The 22,114-nt window shown below is 69.2% G+C and carries 20 protein-coding genes; 11 read left to right on the top strand and 9 right to left on the bottom strand.

All coding sequences use genetic code 11. From position 1 onward, the window contains the following. Positions 1 to 6 precede the first annotated feature (6 nt). On the bottom strand, positions 7 to 1,647 hold the full coding sequence (gene betA / locus ACVCAG_RS14100; protein ID WP_440083529.1) for a choline dehydrogenase: 1,641 nt from the start codon (positions 1,645 to 1,647) through the stop codon (positions 7 to 9). Positions 1,648 to 1,777: 130 nt separating this feature from the next. Between betA and ACVCAG_RS14105 the strand changes: the two genes are divergently transcribed. Next, positions 1,778 to 2,578, top strand: a complete 801-nt coding sequence (locus ACVCAG_RS14105) for an IclR family transcriptional regulator domain-containing protein (RefSeq protein WP_440083530.1) — start codon at positions 1,778 to 1,780, stop codon at positions 2,576 to 2,578. A 327-nt stretch (positions 2,579 to 2,905) separates the two neighbouring features. Here the strand turns inward: ACVCAG_RS14105 and ACVCAG_RS14110 are convergent, their stop codons facing one another. Next, complete coding sequence (locus ACVCAG_RS14110; protein WP_440083531.1) at positions 2,906 to 3,763, bottom strand: SDR family NAD(P)-dependent oxidoreductase; 858 nt, start codon at positions 3,761 to 3,763, stop codon at positions 2,906 to 2,908. Between the two features lie 188 nt (positions 3,764 to 3,951). On the opposite strand from ACVCAG_RS14110, the gene ACVCAG_RS14115 reads away from it, so the two are divergent. Further along, entirely contained in the window at positions 3,952 to 4,824 is an 873-nt protein-coding gene (locus ACVCAG_RS14115; protein ID WP_440083532.1) for an MmyB family transcriptional regulator, read from the top strand. Positions 4,825 to 5,037: 213 nt separating this feature from the next. Here ACVCAG_RS14115 and ACVCAG_RS14120 read toward each other — a convergent pair whose 3' ends face one another. Both ACVCAG_RS14120 and ACVCAG_RS14125 read right to left on the bottom strand, forming a co-directional pair. Beyond that, on the bottom strand, positions 5,038 to 5,640 hold the full coding sequence (locus tag ACVCAG_RS14120) for a response regulator (RefSeq protein WP_440083533.1): 603 nt from the start codon (positions 5,638 to 5,640) through the stop codon (positions 5,038 to 5,040). 19 nt (positions 5,641 to 5,659) lie between these two features. Beyond that, positions 5,660 to 6,724 (bottom strand): histidine kinase, encoded by a 1,065-nt coding sequence (locus ACVCAG_RS14125; protein WP_440083726.1) that lies wholly within the window; start codon positions 6,722 to 6,724, stop codon positions 5,660 to 5,662. A gap of 473 nt (positions 6,725 to 7,197) precedes the next feature. Between ACVCAG_RS14125 and ACVCAG_RS14130 the strand changes: the two genes are divergently transcribed. The 7 genes from ACVCAG_RS14130 (at position 7,198) to ACVCAG_RS14160 (ending at position 12,598) form a co-directional block, all read left to right on the top strand. Then, the gene (locus ACVCAG_RS14130) at positions 7,198 to 8,082 is read left to right on the top strand and encodes an ATP-binding cassette domain-containing protein (RefSeq protein WP_440083534.1); all 885 of its coding nucleotides are present in this window, start codon (positions 7,198 to 7,200) and stop codon (positions 8,080 to 8,082) included. A gap of 32 nt (positions 8,083 to 8,114) precedes the next feature. After that, positions 8,115 to 8,834, top strand: coding sequence for an ABC transporter permease (locus ACVCAG_RS14135; RefSeq protein WP_440083535.1), 720 nt, complete (start codon positions 8,115 to 8,117; stop codon positions 8,832 to 8,834). A gap of 107 nt (positions 8,835 to 8,941) precedes the next feature. After that, positions 8,942 to 9,415, top strand: coding sequence for a carboxymuconolactone decarboxylase family protein (locus tag ACVCAG_RS14140; RefSeq protein ID WP_440083536.1), 474 nt, complete (start codon positions 8,942 to 8,944; stop codon positions 9,413 to 9,415). Between the two features lie 156 nt (positions 9,416 to 9,571). Further along, positions 9,572 to 10,495 (top strand): RNA polymerase sigma-70 factor, encoded by a 924-nt coding sequence (locus ACVCAG_RS14145; protein ID WP_440083537.1) that lies wholly within the window; start codon positions 9,572 to 9,574, stop codon positions 10,493 to 10,495. Positions 10,496 to 11,590: 1,095 nt separating this feature from the next. Further along, complete coding sequence (locus tag ACVCAG_RS14150) at positions 11,591 to 11,917, top strand: helix-turn-helix transcriptional regulator (protein WP_440074183.1); 327 nt, start codon at positions 11,591 to 11,593, stop codon at positions 11,915 to 11,917. Then, on the top strand, positions 11,914 to 12,270 hold the full coding sequence (locus ACVCAG_RS14155) for a DUF1048 domain-containing protein (protein WP_440083538.1): 357 nt from the start codon (positions 11,914 to 11,916) through the stop codon (positions 12,268 to 12,270). Before ACVCAG_RS14150 ends, ACVCAG_RS14155 begins: the two co-directional genes overlap by 4 nt. A gap of 1 nt (position 12,271) precedes the next feature. Continuing rightward, positions 12,272 to 12,598 (top strand): DUF1048 domain-containing protein, encoded by a 327-nt coding sequence (locus tag ACVCAG_RS14160; protein WP_440083539.1) that lies wholly within the window; start codon positions 12,272 to 12,274, stop codon positions 12,596 to 12,598. Positions 12,599 to 12,762: 164 nt separating this feature from the next. On the opposite strand, the gene ACVCAG_RS14165 is transcribed toward ACVCAG_RS14160, so the two are convergent. Further along, on the bottom strand, positions 12,763 to 14,325 hold the full coding sequence (locus ACVCAG_RS14165) for a pectate lyase family protein (protein ID WP_440083540.1): 1,563 nt from the start codon (positions 14,323 to 14,325) through the stop codon (positions 12,763 to 12,765). 336 nt (positions 14,326 to 14,661) lie between these two features. After that, positions 14,662 to 15,267: a hypothetical protein gene (locus ACVCAG_RS14170; protein WP_440083541.1), complete on the bottom strand. Its 606-nt coding sequence runs from the start codon at positions 15,265 to 15,267 to the stop codon at positions 14,662 to 14,664. 75 nt (positions 15,268 to 15,342) lie between these two features. Between ACVCAG_RS14170 and ACVCAG_RS14175 the strand changes: the two genes are divergently transcribed. Beyond that, positions 15,343 to 16,176 carry an alpha/beta fold hydrolase gene (locus ACVCAG_RS14175; protein WP_447189915.1) on the top strand — a complete coding sequence of 278 codons (834 nt, stop codon included), beginning with the start codon at positions 15,343 to 15,345 and terminating at the stop codon, positions 16,174 to 16,176. Between the two features lie 197 nt (positions 16,177 to 16,373). Here the strand turns inward: ACVCAG_RS14175 and ACVCAG_RS14180 are convergent, their stop codons facing one another. Both ACVCAG_RS14180 and nadE read right to left on the bottom strand, forming a co-directional pair. Further along, the gene (locus ACVCAG_RS14180; protein WP_447189916.1) at positions 16,374 to 17,342 is read right to left on the bottom strand and encodes an SDR family NAD(P)-dependent oxidoreductase; all 969 of its coding nucleotides are present in this window, start codon (positions 17,340 to 17,342) and stop codon (positions 16,374 to 16,376) included. A 190-nt stretch (positions 17,343 to 17,532) separates the two neighbouring features. Next, the gene (gene nadE, locus ACVCAG_RS14185; RefSeq protein WP_447189917.1) at positions 17,533 to 18,420 is read right to left on the bottom strand and encodes an ammonia-dependent NAD(+) synthetase; all 888 of its coding nucleotides are present in this window, start codon (positions 18,418 to 18,420) and stop codon (positions 17,533 to 17,535) included. A 1,000-nt stretch (positions 18,421 to 19,420) separates the two neighbouring features. Here nadE and ACVCAG_RS14190 point away from each other — a divergent pair. Beyond that, a complete protein-coding gene (locus ACVCAG_RS14190; protein WP_440083545.1) occupies positions 19,421 to 20,236 on the top strand; it encodes a hypothetical protein in 816 nt (271 codons plus the stop codon). Between the two features lie 226 nt (positions 20,237 to 20,462). Here ACVCAG_RS14190 and ACVCAG_RS14195 read toward each other — a convergent pair whose 3' ends face one another. After that, positions 20,463 to 21,917, bottom strand: a complete 1,455-nt coding sequence (locus tag ACVCAG_RS14195; protein WP_447189918.1) for a DHA2 family efflux MFS transporter permease subunit — start codon at positions 21,915 to 21,917, stop codon at positions 20,463 to 20,465. Positions 21,918 to 22,114: the final 197 nt, after the last annotated feature.

Raw genomic sequence — 22,114 nt, forward strand, 5'->3', positions numbered from 1 at the left:
GCACGGTCAGCGGGGAGAGCCGTCGCGGTGCCGGTAGAAGTCCGTGTGCTCGGCGGCGAGCGGGGTGTTGCCCAGGATGAGGTCGGCCGCCTTCTCCGCCACCATCATGACCGGCGCGTAGATGTTGCCGTTGGTCACGTACGGCATCACCGAGGCGTCCACCACGCGCAGCCCCTCGAGGCCGTGGACCCGCATCGACAGCGGGTCGACCACGGACATGGCGTCGACGCCCATCCTGGCGGTGCACGAGGGGTGCAGCGCGGTCTCGCCGTCCCTGGCCACCCAGTCGAGGATCTCCTCGTCGGTCTCGACGCCGGGGCCCGGTGACAGCTCCCCCGCGTTGAACGCGTCCATCGCGGGCTGGTTCAGGATGTCGCGGGCGATCCGGACGGCCTCCACCCACTCGCGCCGGTCCTGGTCGGTGGACAGGTAGTTGAAGCGCAGCGCCGGGTGGACCGCGGGATCGGTGCTCGTGATCTTCACCGAGCCGCGCGAGTCGGAGTACATCGGCCCGATGTGAACCTGGTAGCCGTGCCCGCCCGCCGGCGCGGAGCCGTCGTAGCGGACCGCGATGGGCAGGAAGTGGAACATCAGGTTGGGGTAGTCGACGTCGTCGTTGCTCCGGGCGAAACCGCCCGCCTCGAAGTGGTTGGTCGCGCCGGGGCCACTGCGCAGGAACAGCCACCGCGCGCCGATCAGCGGCCGGTTGCGCCACTTCATCGCGGGCTGCATCGACACCGGCCGCTTGCAGCCGTACTGGATGTAGACCTCCAGGTGGTCCTGGAGGTTCTCGCCGACGCCCGGCAGGTCGTGCACGACGTCGACGCCGAGGGCGTCCAGCTCGGCGGCGTTGCCCACCCCGGAGAGCTGCAGCAGCTGCGGGGTGTTGATCGCGCCGCCGCACAGGATCACCTCGCCCGCGTGGACCGTCCGGCCGTCGTACTCGACGCCGACGGCGCGCGTGCCCTCGAAGAGGATGCCGGTGACGTGCGCCCGCGTCCTGACCTCCAGGTTGGGGCGGTTCATGACCGGGTGCAGGTAGGCACGGGCGGCCGACAGGCGGCGGCCCCTGCTGATGTTGCGGTCGAAGCGGGCGAAACCCTCCTGGCGGTAGCCGTTGACGTCGTCGGTCAGCGGGTATCCGGCCTGCTGCACCGCCTCGAAGAAGGCGCCGAACAGCGGGTTGCGCACCGGTCCGCGCTCCAGCACCAGGGGGCCGCCCCGCCCGCGCCAGGAATCGGCGGGGTCGGCGGCCAGGCAGTTCTCCATGCGCTTGAAGTACGGCAGGCAGTGGGCGAAGTCCCAGGTCTCCATGCCCTCGTCGGCGCCCCAGCGCTCGTAGTCCATCGGGTTGCCGCGCTGGAAGATCATCCCGTTGATGCTGCTGGAGCCGCCCAGCACCTTGCCCCTGGCGTGGTAGATCCGGCGGCCGTTCATGTGCGGCTCGGGCTCGGACTCGTACTTCCAGTCGTAGAAGCGGCTCCCGATGGGGAAGGGCAGCGCGGCGGGCATGTGGATGAAGACGTCCCACGGATAGTCCGGGCGGCCCGCCTCCAGCACCAGCACCCGGTTGGCGGGATCGGCGGACAGCCGGTTCGCGAGGGCGCTTCCCGCCGAGCCGCCCCCGACGATGACGAAGTCGTACATGTCTGCCTCGCCTCGTTCAGCAGGAGGTAATGGCCAAAATTGTAGCGAATAGCGCAATAAGCTGCACCATTCGCAACGGCGATTGTCCCTCCGGTGGCATTTGTTGCCCCCCAGCGCCTACAGTCCCGCTATGGGCAACGATCCCCTCGGCGGCCGTACCGCCGACAGCAGTGGCGGAGTCCAGTCCGTCGACCGGGCCATCACCATCCTGGAGATCCTCGCCGAGCGCCGCGAGGCCGGGGTGAGCGAGATAGCCCAGGAGATATCGGTGCACAAGTCGACGGCGTTCCGGCTGCTGGGCGCGCTGGAGTCACGCGGCCTGGTCGAGCAGGCCGAGGAGCGGGGCAAGTACCGCCTCAGTTTCGGGATCATCCGCCTCGCGGGCGGGGTGGCCTCCCGGCTCGACCTCACCCAGCAGAGCCGCCCCGTCTGCCGCCGTCTCGCCGAGGAGATCGGCGAGACCGTCAACATCGCCGTGCTGCGCTCCCACTACGCGGTCAACCTTGACCAGGTACGCGGCCCTGCGGCGGTCACCACGCACAACTGGGTCGGGGAGCTCACCCCGCTGCACGCCACCTCCAGCGGCAAGGTCCTGCTGGCCCACCTCGACGACCTGCACCGGGCCCGGCTGGTCGCGGCGGGCGGCCTGGAGCCGTACACCCCGCACACGATCACCTCGGCCGACGCGCTGGAGGCGCAGCTTCTCCAGGTGCGCGAGCGGGGCTACGCCGTCACCGTCGAGGAGTACGAGATCGGCCTGAACGCCGTCGCGGCCCCCATCCGCTCCCATGACGGCGAGATCGTCGCTGCGGTCAGCGCGTCCGGCCCGGCCTACCGCTTCAGCGAGAAGCGGCTGCACGAGCTGGCACCGGTCATGATCGCCGGAGCCCTGGACATCAGCCACCGCCTGGGCCACACCGAACGGATCTGAGCGCCCGGTCCCTCCTGGTCGCCGTGCGCGACCCCAGGGGCCCCGGCGGCCCCGAGCCCCGCTTCGCCGCGGATCGGGTGAGCCGCGGCGCCGCCATGCCGTCGCGGCGGCGTGCCGTCACCGGCCGGGCGAGCGCTGGGCGGGTCTGCCGCCGAAGCGCCAAGGATGGACCTCCGTGCGGCCGCCGCCGGCCGGCAGCAGTGGCGACGGCCCCTCGCGTACGCCGGTGGGCCCGCCGCCGGCTCGCCGCGTGGCCGGTCGGTGCCGATCCGGGCGCGGGGGCAGGCCGAGTCGTGATCACTCTCGGCGCCGACGGCCGGCCCCGGGCTACGGCTGGGGGAAGTCCGTGGTGTGGGCCAGCTCGCGGCCGGCTTCGATGTCGGCCTTGAGGGCTTCGACCTTGCCGCCGGCGTAGGAGTAGGCGTCGGATCCCAGGAGCCGGCGAAGCGGCCCGTCGCCGGAGACGGCGAGGGAGATGATCGCGGCGGCGCCCTTCACGGGGTCGCCGAGCTGGCTTCCCTGCAGGTCCAGGTGGCTCCTGGTCATCTCGCGGATGGACTCGTAGCCCTCCGTCGTCGAGGCCGGCAGCGCCAGCGAGTCGCTCGTCAGGAAGCTGGTCCGGAAGTAGCCGGGCTCCACGACGGTGACCTTGACGCCGAACTCCGCGACCTCGCCGGCGAGCGCCTCGCTCAGGCCCTCCAGCGCGAACTTGCCCGCGCAGTAGAGGCCCCAGCCCGGAAGGGCGACCAGGCCGAGCACGGACGAGATGTTCAGGATGTGGCCGCTCCTCCGTGTCCTGAAGATGGGCAGCACCGCTCGCAGCACGTTCCACAGCCCGAAGATCTGGACGTCGAACATCTGCCGGGCCTCGGCGTCGGTGGTCTCCTCGACCGAGGCCAGAAAGCCGTAGCCGGCGTTGTTGACGACGACGTCGAGACCTCCGAAGCGCTCGGTGGTGCGGCGAACGGCCTCGGCGACCGCGGTCTCGTCCCCGAGGTCGACGTTGAGAGCCAGCAACCGCTCGGTGTCCACGTCGCCGAGGGCCTCGGCGAGGCGCTCGGTCGAGCGGGTGGTCGCGGTGACGTTGTCGCCACGCTCGAGCAGTTGCCGCACGAGCTCGAGGCCGAGGCCACGGGAGGTACCCGTGACGAACCAGGTCGCCGGAGTGCCGGTGGGGTAGGTCATGTCGATCGTCTCCTCGATGATGGGTCGGTGTTCCGCCGCCGGGCCCCGCTCGGCGGCGGCATGGACTCCAGTCTTCGTGGCGAGATCACCCCGAGGAGGGCCACAACCTGCCCTTCTCGTCCTGGGACCGGGCAACCTAGGACGCGGCGGACCAGGTTGATCCGTGCAGTTCCTGCGAGAATGTGGGCATGACGGTGGGCAACAGGGAGCTCGCGGACTTCCTCCGGCGCGCTCGGGGCAGAGTCGACCCGTCGCGCGCGGGGTTGCCGGCCGACGGCCGGGTCCGGCGGGTGCCCGGACTCCGCCGCGAGGAGGTCGCGCTGCTGGCCGGGGTCTCCACCGACTACTACACCCGGCTGGAGCAGGGCCGGCCGATCACCCCGTCCGCCGGGGTCCTCGACGCGATCGCCCGTGCGCTCGGCCTGGACGCGGCCGGCCGCGATCACCTCGGGCACCTGGTCGGACCCGTCTCCGGGACGCGCCGCCGCGTCCCCACCGTCCAGAGGGTCCGCCCGGGGCTCCACCGGTTCCTCGACGCCCTGGACGGCAGTCCGGCACTGATCCTCGGCCGCCGGACCGATGTGCTGGCCACCAACCGCATGGCCAGGGCCCTGCTGACGGACTTCGACGCGCTCCGGCCGCGGGAACGGAACTACGCGCGGTGGATGTTCCTCACCGACGAGGCGCGAAACCTCTTCCTGGACTGGGACGTGCAGGCGCGCGCGGCCGTCGAGAGCCTCCGGCTCGACATCGGCAACGACCCCGGAGACCAGGCCGCGAAGGATCTCGTGACCGAACTCGTGGCGCGCAGCCCCGAATTCCGGCGATGGTGGGAGGAACACGGCGTGTATCGGCGCACGTTCGGCTCCAAACACCTCCGGCACCCGGTCGCCGGAGAACTGACGATCGACTACGAGACGTTCACGATGCCCGGCGATCCCGATCAGACCCTCTTCGTCTACACGACCGAGGCCGGGACGGCATCGCGGCAGGCCATGGACCTCCTGGCCGGCTGGGTCCTCTCCGACGGCGCCGCCGGACGCGGACGGCGCACCGGGTAGCAGGCGCGGTGCCGGCTCACGGCCTTCCCGATGGGGGCGATGATCGTCTTTTCGGCTTTGTCGCCCGGTTTTCGGCTTTGTCGCCCGGCTCGGCCACGGCGAAGGACGTGGGCCACAGGCCGCCGCCGTCGTCGGGGGTCTGCTCGGTAAGGTGTGAGCGGGGTGCCGATCCGAGGGCCCCGGCCGCCGGTTCGGTGACCTGTCCGGCCTCGCTCACAGCCAGTCGTGTTCACGCGCGTACCGCGCCGCCTCGTGCCGGGTCCGGGTCTGGGTCTTCTGCATCGCGTTCGAGAGGTAGTTGCGCACCGTGCCTTCCGCCAGGTGGAGCCGGGTGGCGATGTCGGCGACCGAGTAGCCTTCGCCGGTCACTCGCAGCACGTCGATCTCACGGTCGGTGAGCGGGCAGTCGTCGACGACGGCGCGGGCGGAGACGTCCGGGTCGATCCATCGCTTGCCCTCGTGCAGGGTTTTGATGACGGAGACGATGTGCGCCGGTTCCGCGGACTTGCTGACGAAGCCCTGGACGCCGAGCTTCAGCGCCTTGCGCAGCACGCCGGGCCTGGCATGGCGGGTCAGCATGAGGATCACCTGCTCCGGCAGCGCACGGCGGATCTCCGCGACGGCCTCGAGCCCGTCCACACCGGGCATCTCCAGATCGATGACGAGTACATCGGGCCGGTGTCGCAACGTGGCCTGGACGGCCGCCCCGCCCTCTTCCGCTTCGGCGAGCACGGTGATCTCGCCCTCGAGCGGGAGCAACGCCGCCAGCGCCTTGCGAAGGAGTGCCTCGTCGTCGGCGAGCACCACGGTGGTCATCGGTCGTCCTTTCCCCGTTTCAGAGAGCGGCGCCCGAACGGCCGTGCGGGAACGTCGCAGCCGTCAGGAACCACCCGTCCTTCTGCTCCACCGTCAGCTCGCCTCCGTTGCCCACCACTCGTTCCCTGAGCGTGGCGAGCCCCCGTAGCTCGGGGAGCGGAGCCTCAGGCGCGCCATCGTTGACGATGGTGATGCCCGACTCCGACAAGGTGATGCGCACCTGCTCGGCCTGCGCGTGCCGCAGGATGTTGGTGGTCGTCTCCCGCAGGACCTGGCCGAGCAGCTCGCCCACGTGCGCGTCGACCTCGGCCTCACGGTCGACGCGCACGTGGATGCCCGCGGCCTCGAAGAGGTTCTTCGCGTTCTCCAGCTCCGCGGACAGGTTGAGCCGTCGCTGTGCGTAGGCGAGCTGCTTGGTCTGGGTGATGGTGTCGCTGACCAGGGCATGCACCTCGCGCAGTTCCTGCTCCACCCGTTCGGGGTCGCTGTGCACCAGCCTCTGGGCCAGCGCGATCTTCAGCTTCACCACATGGAGCGTGTGGCCCTGGATGTCGTGCAGATCACTGGCGAAACGCATGCGCTCCCGGATGACGGCCAGCTCCGCCTCGCGTTCTCGTGCCTCCTCCAGCTCCGCGACGAGGCCGTAGAACCTCTGGTTGGGGAACATGAAGCCGGTAAGCACCGCTGTGACGCCCGCGGGAATGATGACGTATCCGATCAGAACGCCGGAGACGTCCTCCTGTGTGATCAACAGCCTCGTCGCGCCTACGGCGGCGAGGTAGGCGGTCAGCCCCAGGGCCGCCGCGCCTCGGTGGCGCGGTAGCTGAGGAATGGTGAGGGAGCCCACGACCGAAAGACCGTAGAACGACGTGCGGCTGTCCATCACCAGCACTCCGAGGAGCCACACGGCCGCGGTGATGATCAGGCAGGGAAGCGCGACGCGGGAGATGTCGCGCGCCGCCCACCACACGAAGGCCACCAGGGCCGCGACCACGCCCAGGCCCAGGACGACGGCTTGCCACCAGGTCTCGGCATCCCTCGCCACCAGCAGCACCCCTACGGCGGCGAGCAGCGGGAGGAACATGACGAGATTGAGCCTGCGCAGCCGATCCCGCGACGCCTCGGCGTGCTCGGACCCCGTGTGTGCCGCCCGTACCGGCCTCACCGGCCCTCACCCGGTCGCCGAGTCGTCAGGCCGGGCGCCGGAACCGTCAGAGCGCTCGCCACGGTGAGTGTCCCGGCCGTCCGCATCGGCCACCGGTCGTCCTCCGGCCACGACTCCGTGCCGTCGGAAAAGGGACCGGCACCGAGGCGGTGCGGGAAGAACGCCACGCAGACCGGGAGAAGGACGGTCGTTCTCCCCGTCAGCGGTATGCGCGAGGGCCTGGTGTCCATGGGTGGCCCTCCGTGATCGAACAGCTGAGTCCGCCCAGTATTCTTCCGACCCCGTGACGGCACCAGTGACGCCGCGTCATGTGTCAGCCCCAGGAATGTCATGGCGAGGTCATGACGTGGTCGCACTGCCCGGTGAGCGCGGCGGCTGCTGAGATCGATGACATGTCCTCGACACCGGTCATCGACGTTGAACGTCTGAATATCACCTACGACGACTTCCACGCCGTGAAGGACCTGTCCTTCCAGGTACGGCGCGGGGAGCTCTACGCGCTGCTCGGCACGAACGGGGCGGGGAAGACCTCGACCCTGGAGACCGTCGAAGGTCACCGTAGGGCCACCTCGGGCACCGTGCGGGTCTTCGGGGAGAGCCCCCGCGACCGGCGGGCGGTGCGGCCAAGGATGGGCATCATGCTGCAGGAGAGCGGATTCTCGCCGGACCTGACGGTGAGGGAGTCGGTTCGGCTGATCGGAGACCTCACCCGGCGCGCGGACACGGTCGAACGCGTGCTCGGCATCGTGAATCTCACCCGCAAGGCCGGCACCAAGGTGTCCCAGCTCTCCGGCGGCGAGAAGCGACGTCTGGACTTCGCCACCGCCGTGTACGGGACGCCTGAGCTGATCTTCCTGGACGAGCCCACCACCGGGTTGGACATCCAGTCCCGGGACGATCTGTGGGACACCGTGGACAGGCTGCGCGAAGACGGCTCCACCATCGTTCTCACCACGCACTACCTGGAAGAGGCACAGCAGCACGCCGACCGCATCGGCCTCATGCACAAAGGCACCCTCCACCGGGAGGGGACCGTCTCCGAACTGACGCAGACCATGCCCGCCACCATCCGCTTCTCCCTGCCCGTCCCCGCCCCCGCACCGCCGCTGCAGGCCACCCGCGACGGCAACGGAACGTTCCTCATAGAGACCTTAGGCCTGCAGAAGGACCTGCACACCCTGCTCCGCTGGGCGCAGGACCACTCGGTGGAGCTGCGGGGACTCCAGGCCGGGCCGACCCGGCTCGACGACGTCTTCCGCGCCATCGGCAGCGACTAGCCACTCGAACCTTCCAGGAAAGGAGCTTCGCCATGCTCTCGATCGCTCTCAGCGAGCTGGTCCAGATCTTCCGGAACCGGCTGGTTCTGGTCACCAGTCTCGTCATGCCCGTGGCCGTCAGCGCGCTCTTCATCTACCAGCACGAAGCCTTCACGGCCCTGGGCAGCCTCGGATACATCGCGGCGACAATGATGTTCACCGTGGGGGCGTTCGGGCTCTACACCACCACGGTGACCACCCTGGCCTCACGCCGGCAGAACCTCTTCCTCAAGCGGCTGCGCTCCACCGCGGCCGACGACACCGGCATCGTCTCCGGACTGCTCCTGCCGATCACCGTCATCTCGCTGGTCCAGGTGCTCGCGATCATGACCGTCCTGGCCATGGTCGCGAGCGGGCCGGACAACGTCCTCCTCCTGGCCGCGGCCGCCCTCTCAACGATGATCATGATGCTCGGCCTGGGACTGGCCACGGCAGGAGTGACGAACTCCCCCGAGCACGCTCAGGTGACCACGCTGCCCGTCAGCCTCGGCGCCATCGCCGTGGCCGGCTGGGTGGGACTCACCGGCACCGAGGAACTCACCCTGCTCAAACGGCTGCTTCCCGGCGGCTCGGCCACCGAACTGGCCGTCAACGCCTGGAACGGCGGCGTTCCCGTCACGGACTCCCTGATCCTCCTGGCACCCACGCTGGGCTGGGTCGTCGTCGCCGTCGTGCTGGCTTTCCGGATCTTCCGCTGGGAGCCGCGCCGATGACGACGCCCGACGGCCGGGAGACGCAGGTCACGTTCGCCCGTGTCACAGGGAGCCGGGCCGCCTCGTCTCAAAGGGTGTAGCCGTCAACGACAACGGAAGGGCACCCCATGGACGCGCGACTGAACTACTTCACCGACCCGACCGCCGGCAAGATCCTCAAGCACTTCATGGCGGCGGGCAAGGCGCTCAAGGAATCACCGCTGCCGGCCGCCACGCAGGAGCTGGTGGCGCTTCGCGTGAGTCAGATCAACGGTTGCGCCGTCTGCCTCGACATGCACACCAAAGAGGCCGTCGCCGCCGGCGAGTCCCCGGTGCGGCTGAACCTGGTCGCGGCGTGGCGCGAGGCCACGGTCTTCACCGAGGCCGAGCGTGCCGCGCTGGAACTGGCGGAGGAGGGAACCCGGGTCGCGGATGCGGCCGGCGGGGTCAGCGACGAGGTGTGGGCGTACGCCGCCAAGCACTACGACAAGGAGCAGCTCGCCGCCCTGGTGATCCTGGTCTCCTTCATGAACACGGCGAACCGGCTGAACATCATCACCCGGCAGCCGGCCGGTGACTACGAGCCCGGGCAGTTCCACTGAACGGCACCGGCGACCGGCTCGGGGGCCGGCTGCGGCCCCCGAGCCCCCGGGCTCAGGGCGCTGCTCCGGCCCGCCGGTGGCCTGGATGATCACCAGAAGATGCCCGCGCCGGCGAGTGCGGCCGGGCGAGAGAGGTTCGAGGGACGGGGACCGGACGTGAGCAAGGTCGAGGAGTTCGAGGAGCTGCGGCCGCTGCTGTTCTCGATCGCCTATCGGATTCTGGGCAGTGTCGGTGAGGCCGAGGACGCGGTGCAGGAGACGTGGCTGCGCTTTGACGGCTCCCCGGCACGACCCAGGTCGGCCAAGGCCTTCCTCGCGGCCGTGGTGACGCGGGTCTCGATCGACGTGCTGCGCTCGGCGCGGGTGCGGCGGGAGGAGTATGTGGGGCCGTGGTTGCCCGAGCCGCTGCTCGCCGACCCCTATGAGGATCCGGCGCGGTCGGCGGAGCTGGCCGACTCGGTGTCGATGGCTGCGTTGCTTCTGCTGGAGCGGCTCAGCCCGCTGGAGCGGGCGGTCTTCGTGCTGCGGGAGGTGTTCGGCTTCGGATTCGACGAGGTCGCCACGGCGGTGGGACGGTCGGAGGCGGCGTGCCGGCAACTGCTGGTGCGGGCGCGACACCATATGGAGGCCGGGCGGCCACGCTTCGAAGCGGTCCGCAAGGAGCGGGAGGAGCTGGCGTCGCGCTTCTTCGACGCCCTCCGCGAAGGCGACGTCGCCGGGCTGCGGGAACTGCTCGCCGCCGACGTGTCGATGGTCGGCGACGGCGGTGGCAAGGCCCCGCAGCTGGCCAGGACCGTCGTCGGCGCCGGGAACGTGGCCCGGCTGCTCGCCTCCGTCGTCCCCCGGCTGGCCCGGGTCGACGTGACGTTCGAGCCGCACGAGGTCAACGGCGAGCCGGGCGCGATCTTCCGCGACCGGGACGGCAAGGTGCTCCACACCCTGGCGCTCGACGTATTCGACGGGCGGATCCAGACGATCCGCTCGGTGATCAACCCCGACAAGCTCGGGCACGTGGGCCCGGTGGCGGACGCCTGGGCGATCGACCGCGAAGTGAGACGGGCACACCGGTCCGCGAGATGACCGCGCCGGCCGGTCGCGCCTCGAACTCCCGCACGCAGCCCGGCACCTTCACAGGCGGGAACACTCCGCCATCCCGGGGATGAGGCAGGGGACCCCTGGCTGAGCCCTGCCGCGCCGGGCGCGAGCGCCGCGACATGGTGCGCGAGGGAGCCACCGCCTGGCTCGGCCAGGGAACGAGCCGGCACATCCACCGCTGCTCGTCACCATCGAAAAGCGCGGCGAACGTCCTTGGAACGATCCATATGCGACCGTTCCGAAACCGACCTAGCATCCCGGAAACGACCGCCGCCGCGAAAGGCCAAGACGCGACGGCGGCCTGTCGCGCCATCCGGTCAGGCAACCAAAGGAGCAACGTGACGATTCCAGTGACAGGGGCGACCGGGAACATCGGCCGCCGCGGTCCTGACCGGGGACGGCCACGCGGGCATGACGTACACCTTCGCCGGACCCGAGGCACTCACCGTGGCCGAGCAGGTGAGGGCGATCGGGGCGGCGATCGGTCAGGAGATCCGGTTCGAGGAGCAGGATCCGGTGGAGGCCCGCGACGGGTGGATCCAGGACGGCTATCCGGCGGAGGTCGTCGACTGGTTGTTCGAATGTGGGCGGAGTCCGCGCGCGACCCCGCACCCGTCGACGAGGAGCGGGCCGCCGTCGTGCGGCGTCTCACCGGCCGCCCCGGCCGGACCTTCGCGCGGTGGGCGGCGGACCACGCGGCGGACTTCGAACCATCCGTCCGGTAGGAGGGGGCGTTTTTCCGAGACGATCCGAAAAGGGCTGACGGGATCCCGTCCGATCACCTCGATCGGACGGGATCCCATCCTGGTGCCTGTTGGTGAAGGCCTGCGACGCCACCGTGCGGGCCGACGGTCCCCGGGGCGGGCGGGAACGGATGTACCGCGTTCGGTCTGCACGACAGCGCCCCCGCCGGCACGCAACCTCCCGCCCCCCCACCTGCCGCACGCCGGGCGTGGCGCCAATGGTCCGAATCGCTCCCGCAGGCTGTGCTCGCCACCTGCCGACATGGTCCACTACTCTGTGATACTTTGTAGTAGTACTCGGTACCACCGAGTACCAGGAGACCGAAGAGGACCCGCGATGGACGACCTGACGGAGATGCTGAAGGGCACGCTCGAGGGCTGCGTGCTTGAAATCATCGGCAACGAGGAGACCTACGGGTACGCCATCACGCGCCGGCTGAACGAGCTCGGCTTCGCCGACGTCGTCGAGGGGACGGTTTACACCATCCTGCTGCGGCTGGAGAAGAACAGGCTCGTCCAGGTGACGAAACGACCGTCCGGGCTGGGCCCGCCACGCAAGTTCTATGCGCTCAACGACGCGGGACGCGAAGAACTCGCGACGTTCTGGGCGAAATGGGAGTACGTCACCTCACGGATCGACAAGCTCAAGGAGGGCGGGAGATGAACTTCTGGGAGACCATCACCGGCAGCGATCTCACCAGGGAATGGAAGGCGCTCGAAGCTCGGGCCGAGGCGTTGCCCGCCGACCACCGGGCGGCGTGGGGAGAGATCAAGGGTCATCTTTCTCCCTACTCGGACTTCACCGGTCGAAACCTGATGCCGATTCTCGACGGTGTTCTGGGACTGCTCGAAGAGACAGCCGCCGACGGGCAGAGCATCCGCGAGGTGCTGGGTGACGACATCGGGGGCTTCTGCGCGGCGCTGGCCGGTGGAGAAGGCGGTCGGAGCCATCGCGACCGGTGGCGCGAGCAGTTGAACAGGAACGTCGCGAGGAAACTGGACCGGCTGGGAGGCTGACGTGGGCATCCAGGACATCATCGAGGGCAAGAGGCAGTGGCGGGCGCACATGGCGCGGATCAAGGCGCTCCCGCCGGACTACCAGATCGTCTACAAGGAGATCCAGAGGTACGTCTTCAAGGTTGGACCGGTCGACTCGCCCGACGGGTCCCTGCTCTCAGGGATCATCGACTTCTTCGAGGAGGGCGTCGCGGCCGGCAAGGGAGTCCTGGAACTCATCGGCAACGACGTCGCCGCCTTCTGCGACGACCTGATCAAGGACTCGCGCACCTACGCCGACATCCATCAGGAGTCCATCAGCGGGAAACCCGGCATGGCCGGGAAGTGACAACGCATCTCCCCTGGAGGTCCGGACGCCGCACCGGCCGAAGCAGCCCGTCGCCGCTGGACGCGACCCCTTCGGGCCCCTGACCTTCCACGGCCGAAGGGGCGGGAGCCTTCGTCGATGGCCCCCGCCCCCGTCACCGGTGATCGGTGGTGGAACTCGGTCCGCTACCCGGCGTAGGTCTCGAACTCGGCGACCTTCGGCGTGCCGGTCGAGCCGGCGATCCTGAAGGTGATCTTGCTCAGCGAGGTCGGGGTGAAGGTGATGGTGCCCGCCCCGCTGCCGGATTTCAGCACGGCGCCGTTGCCGGCGTTGACGAGCTGCCAGGAGCCGATGACGCCCACGGAGCCTGACGCCTCACGGATGACGACCCTGGAGACCGTCCTGGCGGAGCTCCACTTGATCGAGATGTCACCGGTCGAGCCGGCCGGTGACCAGTGGGTGCTCAGGTTGCCGTCCCGCACGTTGCCGTAGCTCGTCCCGTCGGCCTTGCTGGAGCCGTCGGAGCCGGCCCCGATGCTGAGGTTGGGCCCGCCGGGCGAAGGGGTGATCGTCGGCGTGGGGGTGGGCGTGGGGGTCGGCGTCACCGTCGGGGTCACCGTCGGGGTCGGCGTCGGTGTCTGCGGCGAGCAGCTGCCATTCGACACCCGCATCCCCTTGTTCGCGCCCGCCGTCTGGCGGACGATGTCCGGCACGCAGCTCGCCCCGTCGAGGCTGTAGGAGTACGGGACGCTGACGGTGGTGTTGGACTGCGGGTTGGGTCCGGCGGGGGCGTTGTCGCTGCCGGGGGCGGACCAGGTCACGTTGTCGAAGATGTTGCCGGCGACCTGCCAGTAGCCGGCCTCGCTGGTGTAGAAGGTGCCCAGGACGTCCTTGGAGTCCTTGAAGTAGTTGTTCTCCACCTTGGCGCGGGCCCCGGCCCGGGAGTTGATGCCCGACTCGTGGAGGTTCACGTAGGAGTTGTTGTAGATGTGGGCTATGCCGCCACGCAGCAGGGGCGTACGGGAGTCGATGTTCTCGTACAGGTTGTGGTGGAAGGTGATGAAGCCGTTCGAGCGGTCGCTCTCACTGGACCCGATGAGCCCGCCGCGACCGGAGTTGCGCAGGGTGCTGTAGGACAGGGTCACGTACTGGACGTTGTCCTTCATGTCGAAGAGGCCGTCGAACCCCTCCGACTCCCCGCCCGAGGCCTCCAGGGTGACGTGGTCGACCCAGACGTTGCGAACGGTGCTCTCCATGCCGATGGCGTCGCCACCGTTGGAGGTGGGCGAGCCCGACTTCTTGACGTTCCGGACGGTCACGTTCTGGATGATGATGTTGCTGGAGTCGCGGATGTGGATGCCCAGCTGGTCGAAGACGGCGCCGTTGCCGACCCCGATGATCGTGACGTTGCTGATCTGCTTGAGTTCGATCACACCGGCGGCGGTGTTGCAGCTTTCGCCCGACACCTTGGCGGTGTTGCCGTGGTTGATGGTCCCCTCGACCTCGATGGTGATCGGGGTGCCGGCGCTGGCCCGGCCGCACAGGGCCGCGTGGATCGCGGTCCCCGTGGTGGCCCGCACCGTCTGCCCGCCCGCACCGCCGGTGGTCCCGCCGTTGCCGGTCGCGTAACCGGTGGCGCTGCCGACCGCCGCCGACGCCTGGATCGCCGGCACGGCCACACCGGCCGCGGCCGCGGTGACCACCGCGGCAAGTGCCGCCTGGAGTCGCAACGCGACTGCTCGTCTCATCCTTGTCTCACCTTCGTGTTCGAACACCTGCTCAGGGGGTGGTCGCCGACCGCCATGTGGCCGGCGTAGACGTGCGCGTACCTGGACCGAACGCGGAAGTGGCGAGCGCGCGAAGGGTTCAGGGCCATCCATGTCGGCCCTCTCTTGGTCCAAGTGAAGGCACACGAATCCATACAAGGTGGCACGGAAAGCGCTTTCCTGCCTCTTGGACCATAACGTCGGCCGTCAAAAGGCGTCAATGGCGAGGACGGAAGCTGCAACAAAGCTGCACACGCGCATGTGAGCTCAGCGCGGCGTTCCGCTCCCCGCCGACGGGTCACACGCCTGGGCGCAGACTCAGGCGTCGCCCCCGAGCCGGTCACGCTGGATCCGGCAGGCGAGGGCGCGGCGCACGGAGGCCGGCGCGGTGGTGGCGGTGACCTTCGAGGGGACGTCGAGACCACGGCTGATCTCGTTGTAGGCGTCCCGGTAGTCGCCGGGCATCTCCGCCCGGTGCAGCCTCAGGTCCTCTTCGACGAGGCGTCTCAGCTCGTCGACATGCTGGGGGTCGAAGCGCTTCCTTCCCCGGGCGATGGCGTTGACGTGGCGCGTGCAGCGGGCGGTGCCGTCGAAGGTCTCGGAGATCTCCTCGGCGAGACCCCACAGGCGTCCTTCGAGCCAGGGGACGTCGCGCTGGTCGAGGGAGAGATCCACCGAGGGGAACGGGTCGTCCGCCCTGCACTTCGTCACCTGCTTGGAGACGGCGGGCTGGCTCATGTCGGTGAGCCGGGCGATCTTGTCCTGGGTCCAGCCGTAGCCGACGAAGATCTTGATCATTTCGGCGCGCAGCCTCCGCATCTCCTCCCCCGCGCGGATGACGTCGTTCACGTCGGCGAGCATCCTCCTGGCCTGCTCCTCGGTCAGCGTCACGGAACTCCGGTGGGCGTCCTCTTCACCTGCCATAGCTCGGTTATACACCCCGGCCCCGCAGCTATAACCCGGTTGTATAACCAGGTTATAAGTGACACGATTCGCGTCATGCCCACCTTCTCCGCACCTGACGGAACCCTGCTCGCCTACCGCGTCGCCGGAGACGGAGGCGGCGACCCGGTCGTCTGCCTCCCCGGAGGTCCCACGGACTCCGCCTATCTCGGCGATCTCGGCGGCCTGTCCGCGCACCGCCGGCTGATCCTCCTGGACCCGCGCGGCACCGGCCGGTCCGCGATCCCCGAGGACATCGCCTCCTACCGCTGCGACCGTCTGACCGACGACGTCGAGGCGCTTCGCGACCACCTCGGGCTCGCCCGGATGGACCTGCTCGGCCACTCCGCCGGCACGAACATCGCGACGCAGTACGCGGCCCGCCACCCGCACCGCGTCGGCAGGCTCGCCCTGATCGGCCCCGGCACCCGGGCCGTCGGGATAGCGATCACCGGGGAGACGCGACGCGAGATCGCCCGGCTTCGCGAGGACGAGCCGTGGTTCCCGGCGGCGTTCGCCGCCCTGGAGGCGATCACCGAGGGCACCGGCGACGACTGGGAGGCCGTCGCCCCCTTCTTCCACGGCCGGTGGGACGCGGCGGCCCAGAAGCACCATGCCTCCAGCCGGCCGGGCAACGAAGAGGCTGTCGCCCTCTTCGCGGCCGAGGGCGCCTTCCACCCGGAGAGCACCCGTGCGGCCCTCGCCGCCTGCGAGGCTCCCGTACTGCTGCTCACCGGGGAGTTCGACGTGAACAGTCCCCCTCGGTCGGCGTCCGAGTTCGCCGGGCTGTTCCCCGACGCCACGCTCGTGGTGCAGCCGGGGGCGGGCCACCACCCCTGGCTCGACGACGCCGGTCGGTTCGTGGCGACCACCGCGGCGTTCCTCGGCTGAGGACCTCCTCACCCCCGGATCCGGAACGACACCGATCCGGTTCGACGTTCCGTTCCTCCTGGCCCCATGCCTTCTCCGCGCCCGGAGCGGCCCATCACGCTCGCTGTCTCCCGAGTCCCGCGAACCGTCGTTCCAGGCAGCCACGACCGGCCGGCCATGCCGGATGCCTCGACCACCGCGATGTACGGAGAACAGGGCTAGGTCGTGGACACGAAAGCGTTGACGCCGGTGAGGCCGGCCGACAGCGCCCACAGGCGCGCGGCCTGGTCGGGGTCGGTCGCATGGCCGCGCACCCCACCGCCCGGGCCGTCGTCGCCGGCCGGCTCCGCGATGTCGCAGTCCTCGCAGTACACGCCGCCCATGTCCGCCAACCGCGGGGAGGTCGCCGCCCACACCTGCGTCGCCGCGCCCTGCTCGGGTGTCTTGAAGGTGGGATCGGCCAGGTCGCCGTTCTCGTCGATCCACCCCGCGGCGACCATCTCCTCCTTCGGGAGATGGCGCTGCAACGGGGTGAGGATACTGCCGGGATGCACCGAGAACGCCCTCACCCCGACGTCACGGCCGAGCGCGTCGAGCCGGGCCGCGAACAACACGTTCGCCGTCTTCGCCTGCCCGTAAGCCTGCCACCTGTCGTATCCATGCTCGAACTGCACGTCGTCCCAGCGGATGCCCGTGATCGCGTGGGCGCCGGAGGACACGGCCACCACCCGCGCCCCGCCACCGCGTGCGATCGCCGGCCAGAGCCGGTTGACGAGCGCGTAGTGGCCGAGATGGTTGACGGCGAACTGCGCCTCCCACCCCGGGCCCACCCGCGTCTCGGGGCAGGCCATGACCCCGGCGTTGTTGATCACGATGTCGATGTCCCGGCCCGATGCCAGGAAGCGCTCGGCGAATCCGCGGACACTGCCGAGGTCGGCCAGATCAAGGTCGTCGACCTCCACACCGTCGATTCCCTCGACCGCCTCCTGAGCGGCCGTCCGTCGCCGGGCGGGGACGACGACGCGCGCTCCGGCACGTGCCAACGCGCGGGTCGTCTCCAGGCCGAGTCCCGAGTAGCCGCCGGTGACGACAGCGATTTTTCCGGACAGGTCGATCCCGTGCAGGACATCGTCCGCGGTGCTGCGGGCACCGAAGCCGGAACCGATTCCGCGTTGAGGCGTTGTCATGGACAGAAAGCTAGATCCTGGACCACGGTCCAGGTCAAAGACATACGCGCCGCGCCATGACCGGCTCCGCCCCCGCCCGCTCCCATGGCGGCGAGCTCGTCGCCACCGTCGGCGCATCCGGTCCGGAGCGCCGGGGATGCCGCAGGTGCACGACCTTCGAGCCCTCCGGCGACGGCGGTCACGCGCTCGATCAGCGACCGACGGGGGAAGGGTGACCAGCAGCCGTGGAGGACGCGCTCTCGGCCCGCCACCAGTCGTCGAGCGGGCTGACCGGAACGGCCCGCTTGTGCCGGGTCGCGAGGTAGAGCGACTCCACCTTCGCCGCCACGTCCGGCGCGACGTCGACGCCTTCCAGATAGTCGTCGATCTGGGTGTACGTCAGGCCGAGTGCCACCTCGTCGGGCAGTGCGGGCCGGTCGTCCTCGAGGTCGGCGGTCGGCACCTTCTCCCAGGTGCTCGGTGGCGCGCCGAGCTCCTGCAGCAGGGCGGCTCCCTGACGCTTGGTCAGTCCGGTCAGCGGGGTGATGTCGACACCGCCGTCGCCGTACTTGGTGAAGAAGCCGGTCACCGCCTCGGCCGCGTGGTCGGTGCCCACGACGAGCAGGCTCAGCTGCCCGGCGATCGCGAACTGGATCACCATGCGTTCGCGGGCCTTGAGGTTGCCGCGCACGAAGTCCCGCAGCTCGGGCTCACCCGGCAGCCCGCGCAGGCCGAGCGCCGTCTCGGCGGCGACGGCGTCCGCGCCCGGCTTGACGTTCACCGCGATCGACCGGTCGGGCCGGATGAACTCCAGCGCGATCTGCGCGTCGTGCTCGTCGGCCTGCACGCCGTAGGGCAGCCGCATCGCGACGAAGGTGGCCTCGTGCCCCTCGGCACGCAGTTCCTCGGCGGCGAGCTGGCACAACCTGCCGGTCAGCGTGCTGTCCTGGCCGCCGCTGATCCCGAGCACATATCCCTTGGCCGGGGTCGCCCGCAGGTAGTCCTTGAGAAAGCCGACCCGCTGCCGGATCTCAACCTTGGGAACGATGGTCGCCTTGACGCCGAGTTCGGCGAGAATCTGCTCTCGTAGGTTCGCCATCCACGTACTGTACTGGCCGGAATCAAACCGTAGAAAAACCTATGGCCAGGCCGTCGGCTGGAACCAGACGGACTCGCCGCGGGGGGGGTGAGGGTCCAGCCCCAGTTGCGGGAGAGGGCCTGGACGATGGCGAGACCGTGCCTGAGACGGGCCGGAGATCTCCAGGTCGCCGGCCCGTCTCAGGCGCGGGACCGCGATGCACGTGTCGTGGACGTCCACGATCAGCAGCTCCCTCTCCCGGCCCACCCTGACGCGGACGGGACTCGCGGCGGGAACGTCCGGCGAGCCGTTGGGCAGCGCGAAGCCGTCCGGGAGCCGGAGGTCCCCCTTTTTCCCAGGCCGAAAGATTCGCACTTCCCGGGAAGTCCCGAGCAATGGATATGAGCCCGGAATCGAAACGCGGATCCCCTGCCATATCCGGCCTCACAGCTGGAAAGGCTCCGGCGCGCCGTTCCGAAGTTCGAACCTGACGTAAACCTTGTTTTCGTTCGAGAAAGAACCGGCGACGTTCGGACCGGCTTCGGCCCGCGAATTTCCACCGGGAAGGATTTCGTTCCGGAAAGGAGGGTCCCTGACCCCCTCCCTCTCGACTTCAGCCATTCGGCGGCAGGGTCGCGGCGAAAGAAGGCTCTCCGGTCAGGGCGCCGGACTTCCTCTTTACCGTGATTCCGCTCCCGGGTCAACCCATCCCATACAGGTTTCCCGCGGCCCGCACCATCAGGTTGGCAGAGCCCAGACAAAGCCGCTTCGTTCCGATTACCGGCGAGCCGACAACGCTTTTATACCCGATGATAAATCCCCGGCCCGTCGGCCCGAATTTTATGTGCAACAAAAAGTGTCAAAAATATTGAAAGTACGGTCGCGGCGGCACACACTCGGCGTTGAGAAGGCCCGCCCCCCAGATTTTGGAGCCACAATGGACCGAGCCGTAACCGGAATTCACGGGCGTAGAAAAACGATGTTCCGGCGCCTCGCATCCGCCGTCGTTGCGATACTCGCCGTGGCATTCCTCTGCGTGCCGCCCGCCAGCGCCCTCGCGCTGCCGACGCCGAAGGATCTGACCGCCTTCCTCGACCTCGAATGCTTCAAGACGAGCCCGTACCAGCCGCCCGCCACCACGCTCACGCTGCGGCACATCAACCCCGTGCTCGGCTCCCTGCCGATCGAGACCGTCACCCTCGGCCAGCGTGAGCAGCTGTGCGTCCCGGTCGCCAAGAACAACCAGACGCCGCCGTCACCCGCGCTCAACTTCATCAGGTACATCGACCTGGCCTGCTACAAGATCTCCGGCACCACGGTGACCACGGGCCTCGTGCTCAGCCACCTCAACCCGCTGTTCCAGAGCCTGCCGCGCACGCAGATCTCCCTCAACACCCCGCAGCAGCTGTGCGTGCCGGTCATCAAGAACAACGTGCTCCCACCCGCCGAGGTGCTGTCACTCGTCCGCCACATCGACCTCAAGTGCTACGGCATCACCCCCAACACCTCGCTGAACCAGCAGTTGTCCCTGCGCCAGCTCAACCCCGTCCTGACCCCGATCATCCCCACGCACGGCGCGCAGGTCCTCAACGCCCGCCAGCTGTGCGTCCCGGTGCAGAAGGCCGGCGACAACATCCCGGACGAGGTGCTCAAAATCGTCCGGTGGATCGACCTGGAGAAGTTCGACATCGTCACGCCGGCCCTGCCCGCGGTCTCGCTGACCCTGCGGCACATCAACCCCGTCCTCGCCGGTCTCCCGATCGAGCCGGCCGTCCTCAGCGGTGCCAGCCAGCTGGCCCTGCCCGTCGCCAAGAACGGCAACTTCCCTCCAGGCTGACCCCCTGACGCAGGGCCCCTGACAGGAGCCCCTTCACCCGCGCCGGTGGAGGGGCTCCGCCGTAGCCCTGCCGCGAGCGGGACGCCTTCGCCGACGGCGTGAAGTCCTGCGGATCCGACACCGGCCAAGAGCGCCTTCGCGGCTCGGGCTCACCCGGCAGCCCGCGCAGGCCGAGCGCCGTCTCGGCGGTGGTGACGGGTGTCAGCCGAGGAGTTCGGTGCGGGCTTCACCTCGACGGGCCGGGAACACCTTCACCCTGAGGTACGGCACCCGCCGCCTGCGGTGGCACGGCCGTGGCAGCCGCTCGCCTGCCCGGCATGCCGAGTGCGACGAGCATGCCGACGAACGCGTACATGGCGACCGCGGCCATCGCCGCGGTGAAGCCCGCACTGAACTCCTCGGCTGACGCGTAGCCCCCGGCACCCGCGAAGACGGCGACCGTGACCGCGACACCGAACACCCCGCCCAGGATTCGTAGCATCATGAACGCGCCGGACGCCTGGCCGATCTCCTGTGGTCGCACCGCTCCGACCACCGACTTCTGCGCCGCGGGCATGGCCATGGTCAGTCCGACCCCGCCAATGATCAGCGCAGGCAGCAGTTCGAGATAGCCCGTGTCGGTATCGGCGACCATGGCGATCCAGCTCATGCCGACGGTCTGGAGCAGCAGCCCGCCGACCACGAAATTCCGCTCGCCGACCCTGTCTGCCAATCTGCCGGCGATCGGTGCGCACACCATCAGCGTCGCGGTCCACGGCATCAGCCGCAAACCGGCACCGAGCGGCCCTTCACCGAGTGCGGTCTGGAAGTACTGCGCGAGAAAGAACAGCGTGCCGTACAGCGAGGCGAACACGAGGAAGTTCGCCGGATTGGCCGTGGCGAACGCCCTCAGCCGGAAGAACCGCATCGGCAGCATCGGCGCCTTCGTGCGGTGTTCCCAGAGCACGAAGGCGACCACCAGCGCGACGCCCAGCACCAGCGCGCTCAGTACTTCCGCGCTGCCCCAGCCCGCCACGTTCCCGCGGACCAGACCCCGGACGACGCCGAACGCGCCCAAGGTCACGAGCACGACCCCTCCCAGGTCGAACCGGTTGTTCGGGCCGACGCTCTCGTCGACGCGCCGCGCCGCGAGCATGATCGTGATCACCCCGACGGGCAGGTTCAGCCAGAAGATCCACTGCCAGGCCAGTCCTTCGGCGACGACGCCACCGATGAACGGGCCGCCGAACGTCGCCAGGCCGGTGATGCCCAGGTACAGCCCCATCGCCTTACCTCGCTGGTGCGGCGGGAACATCGCGCTGATCAGGGTGAGCGACAGTGGCAGCACCATCGCGGCACCGGCCCCCTGCACCGCCCTGGACATGATCAGAGTGCCGATGTCCGGGGACAGCGCGCAGGCCACCGACGCGATGGTGAACACCGCCAGCCCGACGACGAACATCCGGCGCCGGCCGAACCGGTCACCCAGTGCCGCTCCGGTCAGCAGCAGCACCGCGAACGTCAGGTTGTACGCGTTGACGGTCCACTCAAGTGATTCGACCGATGCCGTCAGTTCCTGCCGGATCGTGCTCAGTGCCGTCGTCACGATCAGGCTGTCCAGGGCCATCATGAACGACGCCAGTGAGGCAAGCCCCAACACCCATGCCTGCTCGGACGTCATCCGTCCCCCGTCGGTACTCACCGTTTCTCCTTCTGCTCGGATTTTCTACGGATGCGCGGGCGGATACAGTTCGCTGGAAGTCCTGAAGATCTGCCGCCTCTTTCCACGCATTATTTTTCGCATATGGTCTTTTACGCATGGCATTTTTCATGCATGGCTTTTCACGCATGGTTTTTGCACGCGCCGCCGGACACCTGCGTCGGACCTCCGGTCCGTAC

Source organism: Streptosporangium sp. G12, from assembly GCF_052983175.1.

Excerpts from the sequence above, each read along its gene's own strand:
- nadE (WP_447189917.1), bottom strand. The coding sequence starts at position 18,420 with ATGGCGAACCTACGAGAGCAGATTCTCGCCGAACTCGGCGTCAAGGCG.
- betA (WP_440083529.1), bottom strand. The coding sequence starts at position 1,647 with ATGTACGACTTCGTCATCGTCGGGGGCGGCTCGGCGGGAAGCGCCCTC.
- ACVCAG_RS14180 (WP_447189916.1), bottom strand. The coding sequence starts at position 17,342 with ATGACAACGCCTCAACGCGGAATCGGTTCCGGCTTCGGTGCCCGCAGC.
- ACVCAG_RS14135 (WP_440083535.1), top strand. The coding sequence starts at position 8,115 with ATGCTCTCGATCGCTCTCAGCGAGCTGGTCCAGATCTTCCGGAACCGG.
- ACVCAG_RS14140 (WP_440083536.1), top strand. The coding sequence starts at position 8,942 with ATGGACGCGCGACTGAACTACTTCACCGACCCGACCGCCGGCAAGATC.
- ACVCAG_RS14110 (WP_440083531.1), bottom strand. The coding sequence starts at position 3,763 with ATGACCTACCCCACCGGCACTCCGGCGACCTGGTTCGTCACGGGTACC.
- ACVCAG_RS14125 (WP_440083726.1), bottom strand. The coding sequence starts at position 6,724 with ATGTTCCTCCCGCTGCTCGCCGCCGTAGGGGTGCTGCTGGTGGCGAGG.
- ACVCAG_RS14150 (WP_440074183.1), top strand. The coding sequence starts at position 11,591 with ATGGACGACCTGACGGAGATGCTGAAGGGCACGCTCGAGGGCTGCGTG.
- ACVCAG_RS14120 (WP_440083533.1), bottom strand. The coding sequence starts at position 5,640 with ATGACCACCGTGGTGCTCGCCGACGACGAGGCACTCCTTCGCAAGGCG.
- ACVCAG_RS14105 (WP_440083530.1), top strand. The coding sequence starts at position 1,778 with ATGGGCAACGATCCCCTCGGCGGCCGTACCGCCGACAGCAGTGGCGGA.
- ACVCAG_RS14170 (WP_440083541.1), bottom strand. The coding sequence starts at position 15,267 with ATGGCAGGTGAAGAGGACGCCCACCGGAGTTCCGTGACGCTGACCGAG.
- ACVCAG_RS14115 (WP_440083532.1), top strand. The coding sequence starts at position 3,952 with ATGACGGTGGGCAACAGGGAGCTCGCGGACTTCCTCCGGCGCGCTCGG.
- ACVCAG_RS14130 (WP_440083534.1), top strand. The coding sequence starts at position 7,198 with ATGTCCTCGACACCGGTCATCGACGTTGAACGTCTGAATATCACCTAC.
- ACVCAG_RS14175 (WP_447189915.1), top strand. The coding sequence starts at position 15,343 with ATGCCCACCTTCTCCGCACCTGACGGAACCCTGCTCGCCTACCGCGTC.
- ACVCAG_RS14155 (WP_440083538.1), top strand. The coding sequence starts at position 11,914 with ATGAACTTCTGGGAGACCATCACCGGCAGCGATCTCACCAGGGAATGG.
- ACVCAG_RS14165 (WP_440083540.1), bottom strand. The coding sequence starts at position 14,325 with ATGAGACGAGCAGTCGCGTTGCGACTCCAGGCGGCACTTGCCGCGGTG.